16 protein-coding genes are annotated in these 17,550 nt (G+C 64.6%); 5 read left to right on the top strand and 11 right to left on the bottom strand.

Annotated elements, in window-relative coordinates; genetic code table 11:
* The first annotated feature begins 69 nt into the window (after positions 1-69).
* The 4 genes from UUA_RS13205 (at position 70) to UUA_RS13195 (ending at position 2,871) form a co-directional block, all read left to right on the top strand.
* A complete protein-coding gene (locus UUA_RS13205; RefSeq protein WP_008437684.1) occupies positions 70-441 on the top strand; it encodes a hypothetical protein in 372 nt (123 codons plus the stop codon).
* Positions 442-459: 18 nt separating this feature from the next.
* The gene (locus tag UUA_RS18955) at positions 460-1,650 is read left to right on the top strand and encodes a GYF domain-containing protein (protein ID WP_008437682.1); all 1,191 of its coding nucleotides are present in this window, start codon (positions 460-462) and stop codon (positions 1,648-1,650) included.
* Between the two features lie 461 nt (positions 1,651-2,111).
* Positions 2,112-2,324 carry a hypervirulence associated TUDOR domain-containing protein gene (locus UUA_RS13200; RefSeq protein WP_008437680.1) on the top strand — a complete coding sequence of 71 codons (213 nt, stop codon included), beginning with the start codon at positions 2,112-2,114 and terminating at the stop codon, positions 2,322-2,324.
* A 1-nt stretch (position 2,325) separates the two neighbouring features.
* The gene (locus tag UUA_RS13195) at positions 2,326-2,871 is read left to right on the top strand and encodes a DUF488 domain-containing protein (protein ID WP_008437679.1); all 546 of its coding nucleotides are present in this window, start codon (positions 2,326-2,328) and stop codon (positions 2,869-2,871) included.
* A 9-nt stretch (positions 2,872-2,880) separates the two neighbouring features.
* On the opposite strand, the gene UUA_RS13190 is transcribed toward UUA_RS13195, so the two are convergent.
* The 3 genes from UUA_RS13190 to UUA_RS13180 form a co-directional block, all read right to left on the bottom strand.
* Positions 2,881-3,348, bottom strand: coding sequence for a hypothetical protein (locus UUA_RS13190; RefSeq protein ID WP_008437678.1), 468 nt, complete (start codon positions 3,346-3,348; stop codon positions 2,881-2,883).
* Positions 3,349-3,625: 277 nt separating this feature from the next.
* The gene (gnd, locus tag UUA_RS13185; protein ID WP_008437677.1) at positions 3,626-4,531 is read right to left on the bottom strand and encodes a phosphogluconate dehydrogenase (NAD(+)-dependent, decarboxylating); all 906 of its coding nucleotides are present in this window, start codon (positions 4,529-4,531) and stop codon (positions 3,626-3,628) included.
* A gap of 34 nt (positions 4,532-4,565) precedes the next feature.
* A complete protein-coding gene (locus tag UUA_RS13180) occupies positions 4,566-5,900 on the bottom strand; it encodes a glucoamylase family protein (protein ID WP_008437675.1) in 1,335 nt (444 codons plus the stop codon).
* 188 nt (positions 5,901-6,088) lie between these two features.
* On the opposite strand from UUA_RS13180, the gene UUA_RS13175 reads away from it, so the two are divergent.
* Entirely contained in the window at positions 6,089-9,952 is a 3,864-nt protein-coding gene (locus tag UUA_RS13175; RefSeq protein WP_008437670.1) for a GH36-type glycosyl hydrolase domain-containing protein, read from the top strand.
* A 102-nt stretch (positions 9,953-10,054) separates the two neighbouring features.
* Here UUA_RS13175 and ntrC read toward each other — a convergent pair whose 3' ends face one another.
* From ntrC to UUA_RS13145, 8 genes are all read right to left on the bottom strand, one after another.
* Entirely contained in the window at positions 10,055-11,434 is a 1,380-nt protein-coding gene (ntrC, locus tag UUA_RS13170) for a nitrogen regulation protein NR(I) (RefSeq protein ID WP_008437668.1), read from the bottom strand.
* Positions 11,435-11,611: 177 nt separating this feature from the next.
* A complete protein-coding gene (locus UUA_RS13165; RefSeq protein ID WP_008437666.1) occupies positions 11,612-12,622 on the bottom strand; it encodes a two-component system sensor histidine kinase NtrB in 1,011 nt (336 codons plus the stop codon).
* Positions 12,623-12,738: 116 nt separating this feature from the next.
* Positions 12,739-13,023, bottom strand: coding sequence for a hypothetical protein (locus tag UUA_RS20070; protein WP_238533025.1), 285 nt, complete (start codon positions 13,021-13,023; stop codon positions 12,739-12,741).
* Between the two features lie 333 nt (positions 13,024-13,356).
* Entirely contained in the window at positions 13,357-14,571 is a 1,215-nt protein-coding gene (locus UUA_RS13160) for an ABC transporter permease (RefSeq protein WP_153022816.1), read from the bottom strand.
* 9 nt (positions 14,572-14,580) lie between these two features.
* Positions 14,581-15,879 carry an ABC transporter permease gene (locus UUA_RS18950; RefSeq protein WP_039954046.1) on the bottom strand — a complete coding sequence of 433 codons (1,299 nt, stop codon included), beginning with the start codon at positions 15,877-15,879 and terminating at the stop codon, positions 14,581-14,583.
* A gap of 85 nt (positions 15,880-15,964) precedes the next feature.
* Positions 15,965-16,108 carry a hypothetical protein gene (locus UUA_RS19400; RefSeq protein ID WP_155943274.1) on the bottom strand — a complete coding sequence of 48 codons (144 nt, stop codon included), beginning with the start codon at positions 16,106-16,108 and terminating at the stop codon, positions 15,965-15,967.
* Between the two features lie 101 nt (positions 16,109-16,209).
* Complete coding sequence (locus tag UUA_RS18945; RefSeq protein WP_008437658.1) at positions 16,210-16,896, bottom strand: DsbA family protein; 687 nt, start codon at positions 16,894-16,896, stop codon at positions 16,210-16,212.
* Between the two features lie 303 nt (positions 16,897-17,199).
* Positions 17,200-17,511 carry a hypothetical protein gene (locus UUA_RS13145; protein WP_008437657.1) on the bottom strand — a complete coding sequence of 104 codons (312 nt, stop codon included), beginning with the start codon at positions 17,509-17,511 and terminating at the stop codon, positions 17,200-17,202.
* Between the last annotated feature and the right edge of the window lie 39 nt (positions 17,512-17,550).

Raw genomic sequence — 17,550 nt, 5'->3', positions numbered from 1 at the left:
TTCGTGCGTCGGTGTGATTGGGCTGACGCGTCCAGAGACGCACCGTAACTTTCGACAAGGGGGGAACGTATGAAAAAGGCAGGCGGAATCATCGCGCTTATCGCGGGCATCTTCGGAATATTCGCGGCCGGAGCAACGTTATTCATTGGTGGAATCGGCGGCGCTTTCCAAGCCGACGGGGCAAGTACGGTGGTTGGCCTTGGCTGGGGCGGTGTCGGGTTTTCCTTCATCGTGATCGTCCTTGGGGCTGTCGCGATCGCCTCAAAAAGCAAGGTGCCAGGCGTCCTTCTCATCATCAGCTCCATCGCTGGAGCGATCCTCGGTGGCACATTGGTAGCTGTGTTTATGGTCTTGTCTTTGGTGGGCGGAATTTTGGCGGTCGTTGGCGCAAAGAAAGTTCTGCCGCCTGCGCCTCCACCGGCCACCATTTCAATTGACTGAGCATACGGGGAGCGTTCTATGTCATCCGACAAAATTTGGTGGTACGCCAAAGGCGACCAACGCCAAGGCCCATACACAGCAGCTGAGTTAAAGGCGCTTGTTGCTAGCGGACAAATCGCGGCAACCGACATGGTGTGGAAGGAAGGGTTGGCCAATTGGGTGCCGGCTTCGTCAGTAGCCGGACTATTCCCCAGTGGCGGTACTGGAGCGCCGCCGCCATTGCCAGCCACGCAAGTCGGCTCCGATCAAGCAGCACCCGCTCCAAGGCGAAAGATGCATGGGGCACTGAAGGCGGTGTTGTGGGTTGTTGGAGCTTTGGTCGTTCTCATAGTTATTGTGGCAATCTTCGGTTCCAATGACACCAAAAGCCCAAGTTTCGCGCAAGTAACATCAAGCACTTCAAATAAGTTGGAGACCACATCCGCCGCCCCCGCATCAACGCCGGCACCACCAGCTTTGAAAGTGGGCGACACCTTTGAAACACCAACATTTCAAATGCAAATCGCCTCGGCGCAGCTTAGGCAATCCGTCGGCGATTCGATGTTCGGATCGAAAGCGAGCCAGGGCGGTGTCTATGTAGCTATCCAATGGCGCTACAAAAACATCTCAAAAAAGCCGGTAGGCTCTTTTGACCTGCCAACCCTGCACCTCATAGCACCAGACGGCACCAAGTACGATCCTGATCTGGGGGCATCGGGGTCGTACGCCACCGAGTTGAACACCAACACGAAAGTATTGAGCGATCTAAACCCCGGGATACAGGTAACCGATGCGGATGTTTTCGAGGTAAGTCAGGAGCAGTTCAATCCCACTTCGTGGAAGATTTTGGTTGATGCCGACGAAAATGCCAAAATTGCATTCGTAACATCGGACGTACCAGATACTGCGGGCTCAGCTAACCCCACCGGGGCATATGGCGCATCCGGCGACTCGGCAGCATCGGGCGTACCACAGTTTCAAAAGGATGAACCCTACGGCGACGTTCGCACCAAATTGTTAGCTGCAGGGTGGCAACCGTTCCACGCAAACGACGCCGATACTTGCGAAAGCGGTGACCCTCGGTGCGAGGGAAGGCCGGAGATGGAGTCATGCGCGGGCACTGGCCTCGCAAATTGTAAGTTCCTGTGGAAAAAGCAAAGCCAGGTGCTTGCGATTTGTACTGTTGGAGAGGAAAACGCTGTCTTTGACGGCATCTGCAGCGATCCATAGTGCCGCTCAACAATTCGGTCGACCAAAGGGGACGGAGGTAATTAAACCAAGATAATTGCCTCCGTTCCCTTTGGGTCTAGGCCGGTTGTAAGAGCGGGGGGAAACACTCTACTTAAGCCAGGATCACGGGCACCCTAACCCAGCCGCCCACCGGCAATGATCAAAGGGGACGGAGGCAATTAACTCCCTTTGGCTCCGAAGATAATTGCCTCCGTCCCCTTTGCCGTCGAGCATCATTAATGGAACGTAGATGTTCCGTTGCCGCGCCGCCTCTTCTCTACCCGGCGTGGACACAAGATCGGGGTCAAGATCGAGGTCAGGTTCACTTACCACGGCATCTTCGGCAGGGACGTCGGCACGGGCTAGCCGAGCGTGGATGTTCCGCAGCCACGCCGCCCCCTCCACTCGCCGTGGACGCTACATATGGCTCAATGGCCGACAGAAGCGAACGAGGAGCCACCATGAACCACCCCTTCAAAATCGGCGATCACGTGCGCTGGAATTCGGAAGCGGGCTACGTGAGCGGCCGGATCATCTCGGTGCATACGCGCGACACCGAGTACAAGGGCCACCTGCGCCACTGCAGCGAGGCCGATCCGCAGTACGAGATCCAGAGCGACAAGACCGACCACGTCGCCATGCACAAGGGCGCGGCGCTGCACAAGATCGACTGAGATGCCCGACGACCCCGCCACGATCTGGACGATCGGCCACTCCACCCGCACGCTGCAGGAGTTCCTTGGGTTGCTGGGCGAATACCGCATCGAGGCGATCGCCGACGTGCGCCGTTTTCCCGGTTCGCGCCGCTACCCGTACTTCGCCAGCGACGCGCTGGCCGCCACGCTGCCCGCTCACGGCATTGCCTACCAGTGGATGCCCCGGCTCGGCGGTCGCCGCAAGGTGCTGCCGGGTTCGCCGAACACGGCGTGGCGCAACGCCTCGTTCCAGGGCTACGCCGACTACACCGCCACCGCGGAGTTCGCCGCGGGCCTGGCCGAACTGCTGACGCTGGCCGCCGGCAAGCGCACCTCGATGATGTGCGCCGAGGCGGTGTGGTGGCGTTGCCACCGCTCGATCATCGCCGACGTGCTGAAGCTGCGCGGGATCGAGGTGGTCCACATCATCGACGCCGCGCACACGACCGTGCATCCGTACACGTCCGCGGCGCGCGTCGTGGATGGGCGCCTGAGTTATGCACCGGCACAGGACGCACTGCTGTAGGCAGGCGGATCAGCGCAGCGGCTCGGTCGCGATGTCGCCGCTGCAATGGATGGGCTGGCCGCTCTTGCCGAGCGCCTGGCTGAAACTCGAACCGCTGCGGTCGATGACCAGGCCACCGGCGCACTGCTGATCGGGGCCCAAGCGGTAGCTGGCCTGCACCCGCAGCGCTTCCTGCCGCTGCCGTTCCGCGCGCCTGGCCTGCGCTGCCTGATACTGCGCGGCTTCCTCACCGACCTGCCGATAGGTCGTGGCCAGCTCCTCGCGCCGGCGTTCGAGCGTCGCCGTCAGGCGGGCGCTGCGCAGCTCGGCCTGGGCCCTGGCCTGTTGCGCCTGCAACTCGGCATGCTGCGCGACCTCGCGCGTGAGCTCGTCAGCATGACGCGCGGCCAGGTACAGGGAGAGTCCATGCCCGGCAAGCACCACGGCGACCAGACCGGCCACGACGCCTCCCACCTTCCATGACAATGGCACGGCCATCGTGTCCACCTCCTGCAAGACCGTCGAAAACCCCGGGTGATCCAGCTTCGCGGCGACGCGCCGCGGATCGGCCGGGCGAGTCTAGCAGGGAGCTTCCGGACGCCTTGCCGGCATGCGTCACACATCGTCCGGACCGGCCTGGTTGGCATGGCATGGCGTCAACGATGACGGACGAAGGTCCGCATGGTCTGTCCCGGCATCGTGCGAAACACCACGGGGCGCGGGGCGCCCGCATCGCCGGCCAAGAGCGCTCAGCGCCTGCGCGGCGTGCCGACACCTACTCCTTCTTGATCGCATGCCCGCCGAACTCGTTGCGCAACGACGCCAGCAGCTTGTCGGCGAACGAATCGCTGTCGCGCGAGCGGTAGCGTTCCATCAGCGACAGGGTGATTACCGGGGCCGACACGCTCAGTTCCATCGCCGCATCCACGGTCCAGCGGCCCTCGCCCGAGTCGACCACGTAGGGTGCGATGCCGTCCATGTTCGGGTTCTTGCCGAGCGCGTCGGTGGCCAGGTCGAGCAGCCACGAGCGCACCACGCTGCCGGTGCGCCAGATCTCGCCGACCTGGTGCAGGTCCAGGGCGAACTCCTGCTTGTGCTTGAGGATCGCGAAGCCTTCGGCGTAGGCCTGCATCATGCCGTACTCGATGCCGTTGTGGACCATCTTGGTGAAGTGGCCCGAGCCGACCGGACCGACGTGACCCCAGCCCTGGTCCTTCGCCGGCGCCAGCGTCTCGAAGATCGGCCGCAGCGATTCGACGGTGGTCTTGTCGCCGCCGATCATCATGCTGTAGCCCTCCTTCAACCCCCACACGCCGCCGCTGGTGCCGCAGTCGACGTAGCCCAGCTCGCGCTCGGCGTAGCGCTGCGCTCGGCGCAGGGTGTCCTTGTAGTTGGAATTGCCGCCGTCGATCAGCGTGTCGCCCTTGGCCAGCAGCGGCAGCAGCGCGCTGACGGTGTCGTCGGTGACCTTGCCGGCGGGCACCATCAGCCAGATCACGCGCGGCGCGGGCAACGCGGCGACCAGCGCGGCCAGCGAGGCGACCGGCGCGATGCCATTCGCCGCCGCGGCCTGGCGCGCGTCGGCGCTGGGGTCGAAACCGGTGACCTTGTGGCCGCCCTTCACCAGGCGTTCTGCCATGTTCGCGCCCATGCGCCCGAGACCCACCATGCCAAGTTCCATCGTGCTCACTCCGTAACGGGAAAGGTTGTCGTGTTCATGCGTGCCGTTTGCCGGCATCCAGCCAGCCGCCGTCGAAGCCGGCGCGGCGCAGCCCGTCGACGATCCAGCGGCAGCCGCGCATCAGCTGCCACGGCATGCCGCTGCGATGGTTCTCCACCATCAGCATGATCGGGCCGAGGTTGACACCGAAACAGTATGGCGATACCCAGCCGTCCAGCGGCTGGCCGGGCTTGTCGACCCAGGTCTGGTTGAAGCTGGCCTTGAAGCCGTAGGGATGCGCGTCGTGCAGCTGCAGCGTGTGGATGAAGTAGTGCACCGTCGGCAGCACGATCTCCGGCGCGAACGGCAGCGACGCCACTACCGCCCACGGCGCCAGCGTGCCATCGTCGATGCCGTACGGCGCGCCGCGGCCGACGTAGTCGTAGAACTGGCGCTCGATGCCGTCGATCTTCAGTGTCGCCGGGCCGGGCCCGTCGCTGGCGGTGATGCCCCAGCAGTGCTCGCCGTAGCCCTTGAAGCCCAGCGGGTTGTCGCTCGCATAGCGCTGCTGGACCAGGGTGGCGCGGCGGCTGTTCTCGAAATAGTCGATGCCCTTGCCGCGCATGAACGCGTCGCGGATGCCGCGAAAGTCGATCCACACCTGCGACAGCTGGTGGGTGAACAGTGGGCCGCAGTACAGGTAGTCGATGTCGTAGCAGCGCTTCCACTCGTAGGTGGACGACCAGGCCGCATAGGCTGCGGGCGGCAGCGGATGTGTCGGCGAGCCGAGCGCCAGCACGTACAGCAGCAGGCCCTCGTCGTAGCCCTGCCAGCGATGCGGGATGAAGCCGCTTTCCGGGTGCCAGCCGTGGCCGATGGTGCCGTCCGCGGCCTGCGCCCACGGCCAGTCGGCGCGCTGATAGAGGAAGTTCGCCGTGTCGCGGATCTCCTTCTGCTCGGCGCTGTCGTCGTCGAAGTACGCGGCGGCGGTCAGCATGCCGGCGAACAGGAAGGCGCTGTCCACGGTGGACAGTTCGCACTGCCACACGCGCCGGCCGGTCTGCATGTCGAGGAAGTGGTAATAGAAGCCGCGGTAGCCGCTGGCGTCGGGCTCGCTGCCCTGCGGGCTGTCGCGGAAGAAGCGCAGCGCGGCGAGCGTGCGCTTGATCGCTTCGTGCCGGCTCATCAGCCCGCGTTCGACTGCCACCGGGTAACAGCTCAGCGCCAGCCCGGTCGCGGCGATGCTGGCCGGCCAGTCCGGCGCGGTCTTGTCGGAGACCAGGCCGTTCTGCAGGTTCGTCTCGTACTGGAAGTACGCGAACGCCTTGTTCTGCAGGTGCTGCAGCCGCGTATCGGATCCGAGCGGATGGCTGGGCGGGTGGGAACGCATGGATCTCGTCGTGACCTGTCGCAGTGAGGGCATCCGGGCGCGCTAGACGCCGCGCCGTCGGCGCCGGACCCGCATGCTCGATGGATGCTGCATGCATCCTACTCCGCGGCAGGGTGAAGTGCGGATTGACGCCGCCTATGCTTCGCGCGGCGCACGCTGGAACTTTCGTCGCCATCGACGGAGTCGCCATGCCATCGCCTTCCTCGCGCAGCATCGATGCGGAGCAGCGCTGCCTGCTGTCCAACGGCCGCTACAGCGTGATGCTGGGCGCGAACGGCGCCGGCTTCAGCCGCTGGCGCGGCCTGGCGGTGACGCGCTGGCGCGAGGATCCGGTCGGTGACGGCTGGGGCAGCTACCTGTTGCTGCGCGACGAGGACGGCGGCGAAACGTGGTCGGCCAGCCAGCAGCCGTACGGCAATCGCACGCCGGACGACGCGGTCGCGTTCGACGCCGGGTGCGCCCGTTTCAGCCGGCGCCACCACAGCGTGCATAGCGTGCTGGAGGTAGCAGTGGCCGCCGACGCCGACATCGAGCTGCGCCGGCTCACCTTGAGCAACCATGGTGATCGCAGGCGCAAGCTGTCGCTGACTTCGTACGCAGAGCTGGTGCTCGGCCCGGTCGGTGCCGACGACGCGCACCCGGCGTTCTCCAAGATGTTCGTGCAGACCGCATGGGACGCCGCGCACGGCATGCTGCTGGCCACGCGACGGCGGCGCGACAGCAGCGAGGCCGAGGTGTGGGCCGCACAGGCACTGCGGATCGCCGATGAGGATGGCAACGATGCCGGCGAATGCGAAACCGACCGCGCGCGCTTCCTCGGCCGCCTGCGCACGCTGCGTGATGCACAGGCGATGCAGCCGGGCGCCGCGTTGTCGAACACGGTCGGCTGCGTGCTCGATCCGGTATTCAGTCTGCGCCGGCACTTCACGCTGGCGCCGGACAGCAGCGTGACCCTGCTGCTGTGGACGCAACTGGCCGATTCGCGCGACGGCGCCATGGCGCTGGCCACGCCACTCGGCGATCCGGCCGCCGCCGCGAGGCTGTTCGACGGCGCGGCGCAACATGCCGAAGCCGAGTGTGCGCTGCTCGGCATCGGCGCCGCGCAGGCGGCGCAGTTCGCCCACTGGATGAGCGCGCTGCTGTACAACGATCCGCACCAGCGCGCGGCATCCGACGCGCTGGCGCGCGGCCGCGGCGGGGCGCCGGTGCTGTGGTCCGCCGGCATCTCCGGCGACCGGCCGATCATCCTGTTGCGCCTCGGCGAAGCCGACGAGCTGGCGCGCGTGAACGAGGTGCTGCAGGCACAGCAGTATTGGCGCAGCCAGCAACTCGCCGTCGACGTGGTGTTGCTGCACGGCGCCGGCGACGCGTGGCAAGCCGCGCTCGATCCGCTGGTGAGTGCGCAGCAGGCGCGCCTGAAAACCGGTGACCGGTTGCCCAAGGCCGAACTGTTCGCGTTGCGCAACGACGCGATCGGCGAGGACCTGCGCAACGGCCTGTTGACGGTGGCGCGCGTGGTGCTGGATGGCGCGCAACCCGCGCCGGCCGCGCCCGGGTCGACGCCCGCGCCCGCCGCGCCAGCGGCGATCCGCGCGACCGCCACCGCGGCCGTCGTCACCGCCCGCTCCGATGCGCCGGAATTCGCCAACGGCCACGGCGGCTTCGTCGATGGCGGCCGCGCCTACCGGATCGAACTCGACGAGCAGCACCCGACGCCCGCGCCGTGGGTGAACGTGATCGCCAATCCCGTGTTCGGCTGCATGCTGTCGGCCGAAGGCGGCGGTTATGCGTGGTCGCTCAACAGCCAGCAGAATCCGCTGACGCCGTGGCCGAACGACCCGGTCAGCGACAGCCCGCACGACGTGCTGTACCTGCGCGACGAAGACACCGGCGTGCTGTGGAGCGCCACCGCGCTGCCGATCCGCGTGACCAGCGCGCGCTACGCGGCCACCCACGGCAAGGGCTGGACGCGCTTCGAGAACGACGCGCACGGCATCGAGCTGGAGTTGCTGGCGTGCGTGCCGACGGACGAGCCGCTCAGGCTGTCGCGCTTGCGCCTGTGCAATCGCTCGCCGCGCGTGCGGCGGCTGTCGGTGACTGGCTACGTCGCATGGGCGCTTGGCGCGAACGGCAGCACGCCGGCACCGTTCGTGGTCACGTCGCGTGACGAAAAAACTGGCGCCTTGTTCGCGCGCAACCGCTGGCGGCCCGACTTCGGCGACCGCGTGGCGTTCATCGACCTGGCCGGGCCCGCGCATTCGATGAGCGGTGACCGCCATGAATTCCTGGGGCCACTCGGCACGGCCGCGCTGCCGCTCGCGCTGCGCGACGGCGCGCCGCTGTCCGGCCGCCTCGGTGCCGGACTGGAGCCCTGCGGCGCACTGCAGGTGCGCATCGAACTGCCGCCGGGCACGCAGCTCGACCTGCGGCTTCTGCTCGGCGAGGCCGACGACGAGGCCGCCGCGCAGGCGCTGGTCGAGAAATATCGCGCGATCGACGTCGACGACGTGCTCGCCGATATCGCCGCGCAGTGGAATCGCCTGCTCGATACCGTGCAGGTGCGCACGCCCGATCGTGCGCTGGACATCCTGCTCAACGACTGGCTGCCGTATCAGGTCGCCGGTTGCCGGCTGTGGGCGCGTACCGCCTACTACCAGGCCAGCGGCGCCTACGGTTTCCGCGACCAGCTGCAGGACGTGATGGCGCTGTGCGTGAGCCGCCCCGATCTCGCCCGCGAGCACCTGCTGCGCGCCGCCGGCCGCGAGTTCGCCGAAGGCGACGTGCAGCACTGGTGGCTGCCGCCGCGCGGCCAGGGCATCCGCACGAAAGTCAGCGATGATCGTCTGTGGCTGGCGTACGTGGCCATGCATTACGTCGAGGTGAGCGGCGACGCGGCCGTGCTGGACGAAGCGCTGCCATTCCTCGCCGGGCCGCCGATACCCGACGGCGCCACCGACGCGTTCTTCCAGCCCGGGCGCTCCGACCGGCAAGCCAGCGTGTACGAGCACTGCGCGCTCGCGATCGACAGCAGCCTCAGCCGCGGCGCGCACGGACTGCCGCTGATCGGCACCGGCGACTGGAACGACGGCATGAACGCGGTCGGCGCCGAGGGGCGCGGCGAGAGCAGCTGGCTCGGCTGGTTCCTGCTCGCCACGATCGCCGCGCTGGCGCCGCATGCCGAACGACGCGGCGAGAAGGAGCGTGCGCAGCGCTGGCGCGGCCATGCCGACGAGTTGCGTGTCGCACTGGAGCGGGCGTGGGACGGCGCGTGGTACCGCCGCGGCTACTACGACGACGGCGCACCGCTGGGCTCGCACGAAAGCGACGAGTGCCGCATCGACACCATCGCGCAATCGTGGAGCGTGCTGGCCGGCATCAGCGATCGCGCGCATGCGATGCAGGCGATGGACTCAGTCGATCGCCTGCTGGTCGATCATCCGGACCGGCTCCATCGCCTGTTCACCCCGCCGTTCGACCACAGCCGCGAGAACCCCGGCTATATCAAGGGCTACCCGCCCGGCGTGCGCGAGAACGGTGGCCAGTACACGCACGGCGCGATCTGGTCGATCTTTGCCTGGGCCGGCCTCGGCGACGGCGATCGCGCCGGCGCCCTGTTCGACCTGCTCAACCCGATCCGCCACGGCGACAGTCCGGCCGCGATCGAGCGCTACAAGGTGGAACCGTATGTCGCCTGCGCGGATGTCTATTCGGTGGCGCCGCACGTCGGCCGCGGCGGCTGGACCTGGTACACCGGCTCCGCCGGCTGGCTGTACCGCGCCGGGCTGGAGGCGTTGCTCGGCTTCCATTTGCATGGCAACCGGCTGCGCATCGAGCCGTGCATGCCGAAGGACTGGCCAGGCTTCCGGCTCAGCTACCGCCGCCACGGCGAACGGCATGTCACCTGCTACGAGATCGAGGTGGAGAACCCGCAGCGGGTTTGCCGTGGTGTGGCGCAGATTGAACTGGACGGCCAAACGCTAGTTGCCAGCGCGGAGGTGCCGCTGGCCGATGACGGCGGCACACACCGCCTGCACATCACCCTTGGACCGTAGGACGGGCACCGCCCGCCATTCGCCATGCAACCCCCGCGCGGAAGCGGCGGGCAGTGCTCGCCCTACGCGGGAGGACGACACAAGGAGAAGGCGTCGCGAGCGTCACCCGCGCCGGGTGCGCGAGGCGCCGAGCTTGCGGGTCAGCGTATTGCGGCCCACGCCCAGCGCCAGCGCCGCATTCTGTCGGTGTCCCTGGTGCACCTGCAGCGCGGCCTGCAGCAAGGTCTGGTCGAGCGCCGCGCGGGCGCGCGCATGGATGTCCGCCTCGCCGTCGGCCAGCGCCTGCGCGGCCCATTCGCGCAGTGCGTCGGTCCACTCGCCGCCGCGCGCCGCGTCGGTGTTGCTGCCGAGGTCGGCCGGCAGGATCTCGCTACCCGGCGCGATCACCGCCAGCCGCCGGCACAGGTTTTCCAGTTCACGCACGTTGCCGGGGTAGTCGCGCTGGGCGACCAGTTTCAGCGCGGCCTTCGAGTAGCGCTTCGGCGGCAGCTTCAGCTCCTGCGCGGTGGCGGCGAGGAAGTGGCGGGCCAGCAGCGGGATGTCGCTGCGGCGCTCGCGCAGCGCGGGGAGATGGATGCGCACCACATCGAGGCGATGCATCAGGTCGGCGCGGAACGCTCCGGCGACGACGCGCGCGGCGAGGTCCTGGTGGGTGGCGGCGACGATGCGCACGTTGCAGCGGATCAGCTCACGCCCGCCCACGCGATAGAACTCGCCGCCGGCCAGCACGCGCAGCAGCCGCGTCTGCAGGATCAGCGGCATGTCGCCGATCTCGTCGAGGAACAGCGTGCCGCCCTCGGCCTGCTCGAAGCGCCCGGCCACGCGGCGGGTGGCGCCGGTGAATGCGCCAGCCTCGTGGCCGAACAGTTCGCTCTCCAGCAGCTCGCTGGGAATCGCCGCGGTGTTCAGCGCCACGAAAGGCTTGTCGCGGCGCGCGCTTTCCTCGTGCAGCGCGCGCGCCACCAGTTCCTTGCCGGTGCCGGTCTCACCGGTGACCAGCACGTTGAGGTCACTGGCGGCGACGCGGCCGATCAGGCGGAACACCTCGCGCATTGGCGCACTTTCGCCGAGCAGCGCATGGTTCGGTGCGAGCGCCGGGCCGGCGGGCACTGTCGGCGTGGCCACGCTGGCCAGTGCGCGCTGCACCGCCGCCACCGCCTGGTCGAGGTCGAACGGCTTGGCCAGGTAATCCACCGCGCCGGCACGATACGCCGCCGCCGTGGTGGCCACGTCGGTGTACGCGCTCATCACGATCACCGGGCCGATGCCCTGCGCCTGCAGTTCGCCGAGCAGGCCCAGGCCGTCCTCGCCCGGCATGCGCACGTCGGTGAGCAGCAGCGCGGGGCGCGCCTCGCGCAGCGCCGCGCGCACGGCGCCCACCGCGTCGAACTCGCGCACCGCGAGCCCGGCGTCGCGCAGCGCCTCGGCCAGCACGAAGCGCACGCCGCGGTCGTCGTCGAGTATCCAGATTTCGTCAGTCATCGCTTGCCTCGCTTCGCTTCTCCCCCTGCCTGCAGAAGGTTGGCGACCGTAGGGAGTCCTTCAGGTGAGGGGGTAGCGCTGGATGGCGGGGAAGATCAAGAGCGCACCCCACCCCAGCCCTCCCCTGCTACGTCCCAAAGGGACTTCCGGGGAGGGAGTACGGCGTGCGGGCGAGTGTCAGTCATGCGGGCGCTCCATGGGCAGGTACAAAGAGAACACCGTGTGGCCGGGGCGGCTGGCGTAGCGCAGTTCGCCGTCGTGTTCGTGGGCGATCTCGCGCGACAACGCGAGGCCCAGGCCGGTGCCGTCGGCGCGGCCGGAGACCAGCGGCTGGAACAAGGTGTCGCGCAACGCGACGGGCACGCCGGGGCCGTCGTCGATCACGTCCACCCGCAGCGCCATGCGCAGCATCCGCTCGCCCACGCGCACGCCGTGCTCGATCCGCGTGCGCAGGGTGAGCGTGCGTGCGCCGGCTTCCAGCGCGTTGCGCGCAAGGTTGAGCAGGATCTGCTGCAGGCGGTCGGCGTCGCCGTGCAGGTCGGGCACGCTGGGGTCGTAGTCGTGGCGCAGTTGCGGCGGCACGGGTTCGGCCAGCAGCAGGTCGGCGAGCCGTTCCAGCAGGCGATGGATGTTGACCGGGCCGAGCTGCGCCGCGCCGTCGTGATGCAGCAGGCGGTTGGCCAGCGCGCCGAGGCGGTCGGCCTCGCCGATGATCATGCCGGCCAGCGCCTGCAGGTCCTCGCCCTCAACCCGCCGCTGCAGCAGCTGCGCCGCGCCGCGCAGGCCGGCCAGCGGATTCTTCACCTCGTGCGCGAAGCCGCGCAGGGTGGCCGACAGCGGCGAGGTTGCCGGCGAGGGTTCGGCCAGCACGTGCACTTCCAGCAGCAGGCCGTCGCCGAACGGCTGCAGCGCGATGTCCGCGCTGAGCTCGCGGTCGTCGGCACCGGCCAGCGCTACGCTGCGCCACTGCACCGGCCGCTGCTGCGCCAGCACCTTCGCCGCCCGCGCCATGCCCTCGTCGGCATCGTCCAGCAGCAAGCCGAGCGGCTGCCCCGGCGCATGGCGGAAACCCAGTCCCAGGCCTTCGACCAACGCGGGGTTGAGCCAGCGCAGGCGCAGGTTCGCGTCGACCAGGGCCAGCCCGGTCGCCGTCTGCTCCGCCCACGTTCGCCACGCTAGATCGTTCATTGCACCATCATGGGCAATGTCTCGTCTTGGTGCAAATCGGGCTTCAGTCGGCCGGAAAGTTTTGGCCCGAGAGGTCGCACCCGGACCGAACGGTCTGGGGCAACAGCTTGGCGTCCTCAAGCTTGGTTATACCAGTAGAGCAAGGCTACCAAGTCTTCAGTGCTGGCAATCCTCCACAAGCGAGCATCGCGTTCATTACCCACGCGCGGTGCTTGCGCGTCCAGATTGGAGTGGCGTCGTCGATTCACCGGGTAGCGCTCGAACGGTGCAATGCTGCGCGGTGGCTCCAAATCTTCCGTCCAGACATTGATGCCTTGGACATCCCGTTGGATGGCGAGGTGACGACCTTTACGGGTTTCGAAACCGGCCACTTTCTTGTTGCCCATTTTCAGACGCGACATTTGGGCGGTGATCAGGGCTTCGGCCTGAGCGACTGTTTGCGATGCATGCGCGTATTGCCATCGAGCTGACCATCCATTGCCATCATCGCTGACCAGTTTCGGCAGATGAATTGACCTGCATCGCCAGCTATCTGACCAGCGAGCAGTCCAGTGCCGGCTGTGGTCAACTAGTTGCCGTGGAACCATTTGCTCCGTGGATTCTATTACAGGGCTTAGCTCTCCGCGACATCCTCGGTTCGCGGAATTCTGAGCAAAATGCCCATTGTGATGGCGGTGCAATGCACGCCGAGCAGTCACCCAACCATGATGCGGATGGACTTGGCTAATGTAAGGTTACTCGCCGCCAGATATCACCGACGGACAGATCTTGCTCGCCTGCAGTGCGGGCATGAGTACGGCGATCTGACCGATGGCTAGAAGCAGGATCAGCCCTATCGGAAGCCACGAAACCGGAAGCCGGCTCACTTCGAACCAATGCATCATCGCAACATTGAGGCCGGCTGCACCCATGAGACCGAGTAGCGTGCCTGCAAGAACGATGACCAGATTTTCGACCAGGAAATATTGAACGATTTCACTCCGTCGTGCGCCGAGTGCCCGCCGTATGCCGATGGATCTACGTCGCTGGACCACCCAGTAGTTGGAGATCGAAACGATGCCCACTGCCGTTAGAAGTGCCAGACATCCGGTAAGGAGCGACAAGGTCCAAACCATGCTGCGGTCGCCCCGGAAATAGTCGCTCTCGGTTACCTTAAACTGTTCTGCATGGGTCAGGATGCGAGACGGGTTAATCGCGTAAAGCGCAGCCTTAGCAGAAGACAAGGCTGCATCTCCTTGATCGACTCTCGCTCGAACGATAAATATTCCGCCGGGCACATGCTGCACCGGAAAGACGACGTTGAATCCATCTTTAGCTTGATAGTGCAAAGAGGGGGACACGAGCCGATCAATCACTCCCACGACGATCGCTGTCGGATCACCATTTAGTTGCAAGCGGATGCGTTTTCCGACGGCGTTGTCTGCCCCAAAGAGCCTGGTGGCCAGGGCTCTGGTAATCAGCACCGACGCTGGTGGGGGCGTTGTCCCGAAGAAGGAGTACTCGACGTACTCTTGATCGACAAAGTCCCGCCCGGATACCAGTCGGACGCCTAGCGCCGACATGGCACCTCGCCCCCAAAAATACATGCCTGAAGACGTGGCCCCCGACGCGAGATCTTGTCCTGCCGGCGCCACCTTGAAGCTGTAGGCAGAAGTGTTCGTCAGCGGCAGTGCGCTGACCATAGCCGCGTGAATTACACTTGGAGCCCTCCGCAAAGCAGCTAGGTCAGCATCGGCGGCGGCGGCGGGTGTTGTGCCAGAAGCTATACCACTGCTTTGCAACCACGCTACTTCATTCGTCTCAATCCCCGTCTGGATACTGACGTGGTCAATATACTCGCTAAGTAGGTGCAACGTATTAATGACGACGCTACTGGCCAAAGCGACTTCCATAATGATTAGGAACACCGGAAGTCTATGCTTGACCAAGGCTCGAATCAGGGGATGCACTGCGTGCTCCTAAGACTTGAGCATGAGATAGGGATTGCCACGTATGACCTGCCAAGCGGGCAAAAACGTCGCAGCCAATGTGGCAATGATGGCCATGAGAAGACCCATTAAGATCATCCATGCATTTACTTGAATATCGGCGTAGTACGCTTCCGGCCGGGTCCGGAGAATTGCAAGTGCTGCCCAAGTCAACAAGCTTCCGCCGACAGCAGACGCCAGCGCTAGACCGGAAGTCTCCGCAAGCAGATGCAAAAACACTTGCCGCTTGGTCGCGCCGAGCGCCCGGCGCAAACCAAGCTCGCGTCGCCGCCTCAAGAACATGACCATCAGCAGGCCCGCTGCGTTGAAAATGCAGATGAGAAGGAAACTGTAGGCGATGAACGATTGAAGACGTGCCGCGCTAGGTACGACCCGGTTGGCGGTGAGCCATTCGGAGACATTGGAAAGCCGCACGTTGGGTGCGCCATAGAAGCGGCCGGCAGCTTTCTGTTGATTCGAGTAATTTGCAAGAAATTTTAGGTAACTATCGCGATCCTTTGCTGTCTCCAGCTCCACCCAGAAAGCCACCCATGTACAGGGCGCGCGGTCGAGGTGGGCCATGTCTGGCATTCCATCGCCCCAACAGGCGGGTGAAGATCTCGGCGCGATGGAAAGCGCTCGCGATGTATTCAGCGGCATGAAAATTTGCTCTCCCGGTGCGAAGGGGCCGTTCGCAAGATCGTAAAAACGCGGACGGGGGTTCCAATTGCCAATAACACCAACAATCCGAAAATCCACATCGCCTAGGCGCAGGGTATGCCCTACGGCATCGACGGATCCGAAAGTACGCTGCGCAAGATCATTTGAAACCACGACAACGTGGGCTCCGTCGGTATCATCACTCCTCGTCCAGCTTCCACCGGACGCAAATGGAACACGAAACATTTGGAAAAACGCCGCCTGAGTGAACAGGGCCTTGGCGAAATACGAATAAGAAGCTCCCGCCCGCGGCACCACTGTGACTTGCCCTTCAAGGAGGGTGGCCTTGCGCTTACCTGCCTGTGCACGCAGGAGATTCATCGCGTCATCCCACATCAAGGCATCGGGGAGTTCATCCCCGGATGCTGATCTGCCTGCGACACTCGGCTCCAACTGCGGATGAAACACTCGGTCGCTGGCGCTTGGAAGAGGATCAGCATTCAGCGTGTGGAGAACCATCATCATTGATGTGCTCGCCGCAATGCCAATCGAGATGATGACAACGATCACAACCGAAAACGTCCACTGCCGCCTGAACCCATTGATTGCAAGTTTCAAGTAGTAGTTCACATGCCCTCTTGCATCGGCCTCGTTTTTTGGAATCCAGCTACAAAGGAACCCTTCCTCGTGCACAAGAAAGGGTCCATAGGAGCTGTTACTCTACGTGGCACTCGGCGCAGGTGTGACCGCCATTGCCATCCGGCACGCAACCGGTACAAACCACTTTGTACGCGAGCGCCGAACCCGCGGCCATGGTCAGGGCGAGGCCGAAGATGATCTTCATCGCTTTCGTCTTCATGTTGCTCTCCTTGCCACTCGACGCACCATTGCGTCGAATTCTTCAACGATGTCCCGTGCGCGTCAGCGCAGCGCCAGAGAAATGACTGACGGCTACAGGTCCTAATCAGCGGCTTGGTCGGTACTGACGCGCACTTTCCCATCCGGAAGTGCCTTGGTTGATACCTGCACCATCGGTTTCTTCAACAGACTGTTGATGATGGTATTGAGGTTCTCAGGGTTGGAGTTCGTCAATAAGACACGTTCAACAACGATGCTCGGAAAGAAGGTAATTTTCGCCCCTTCTTCGTTCCATGCGGCGCGTATCATTCGTGTAGTTAAGGGATCACGCAGTGCCGCATCGTACTCAGACGACAAATTTAGATCCGACGCAATTTTTGCAACGACCGGTGCGTTTTTATCTTCACTGTGATGATCGAGTCGTGCTGCAAACAGATGCTGCGCGGCGACGTCGCCCAGCCCATGGCGTTCGGCCACTTGATAAAGTACTTGGGCGGACACGGGCGACTTGCTGCCAACGAGGTAGTGCATGTGAAGAGTCACGCGCTCACCGTACGCGGACTGCAGCGACGGCATGAAGTCATTTGCGAACTGTTGACAGGCGGGACAGGTAAAGTCCTCGTAAACATCAAGGCGGACGGTATCCAGCGAGTGGGCACGAACATTGTTGAAAAGTTCGTACTGCCCCTCCACGTCGTATTTACTAGGCGCCTTGTGCGAGCAGGCCGTTACTAGCGTTACAGCCATCGCGACAGCAATCAATGCCGACGTCACCCTGCGAGCATCCATGACCTTCCCCAAGTCTGTCCCTACTTCCCCGGCACAAGCAACGTTTCCGCATGTGGCTAAATCGAACCTAGCCGCCATCAGGCGGCGTTGTCAAGTAGGTCGGTATGCATTTGCGACTTGTGGCACATAGTAGGCATGAGCGTCGAGCCGGCTCCTAGCGACCCGCTACGGATCGGACAAGGCCGGGATATGCACCTATCACAACGAGCGCGTTCATCGGCGAAAGCTCATATGCGGCGAGACGATTTCATTGTCAACCCATAAGCTTTGCGGTAACGCTCTTGCGCTGAACCTTGGCCGTGGTCACTTGGCTGCACGAGATAGCTGCGTGCGCTGCTGGATAACCCATGGGCGAATGTAGACCTGATGAGCGCACCAGCCCATAACCAGCAGCATCCCCACCACGCCGAAGAGCTTCAACGCCAGCATCGGTGCGGGTATTGGTGAATGCCTGGCGAGATCCCATGCATACGCCAACTGCAGGCCCAGAAAGACTATGACAACACGCCCGAAAAGCGCCAGGCTGCGACTTGCAGCCAGTTGCACATCGTTACCGTCGAAGCGCAGGGAACTGGTGAACTTCATCAGGCGAATCTCCCGGTCAGTCAGATCCACTGCGTGCTTCAGCCGAAGCAGGCGGATTCAACTCCGAAG

The organism is Rhodanobacter thiooxydans LCS2, from assembly GCF_000264375.1.
Classification (GTDB): Bacteria; Pseudomonadota; Gammaproteobacteria; order Xanthomonadales; family Rhodanobacteraceae; genus Rhodanobacter; species Rhodanobacter thiooxydans.
This window is presented reverse-complemented; position numbering and strand designations above follow the sequence as displayed.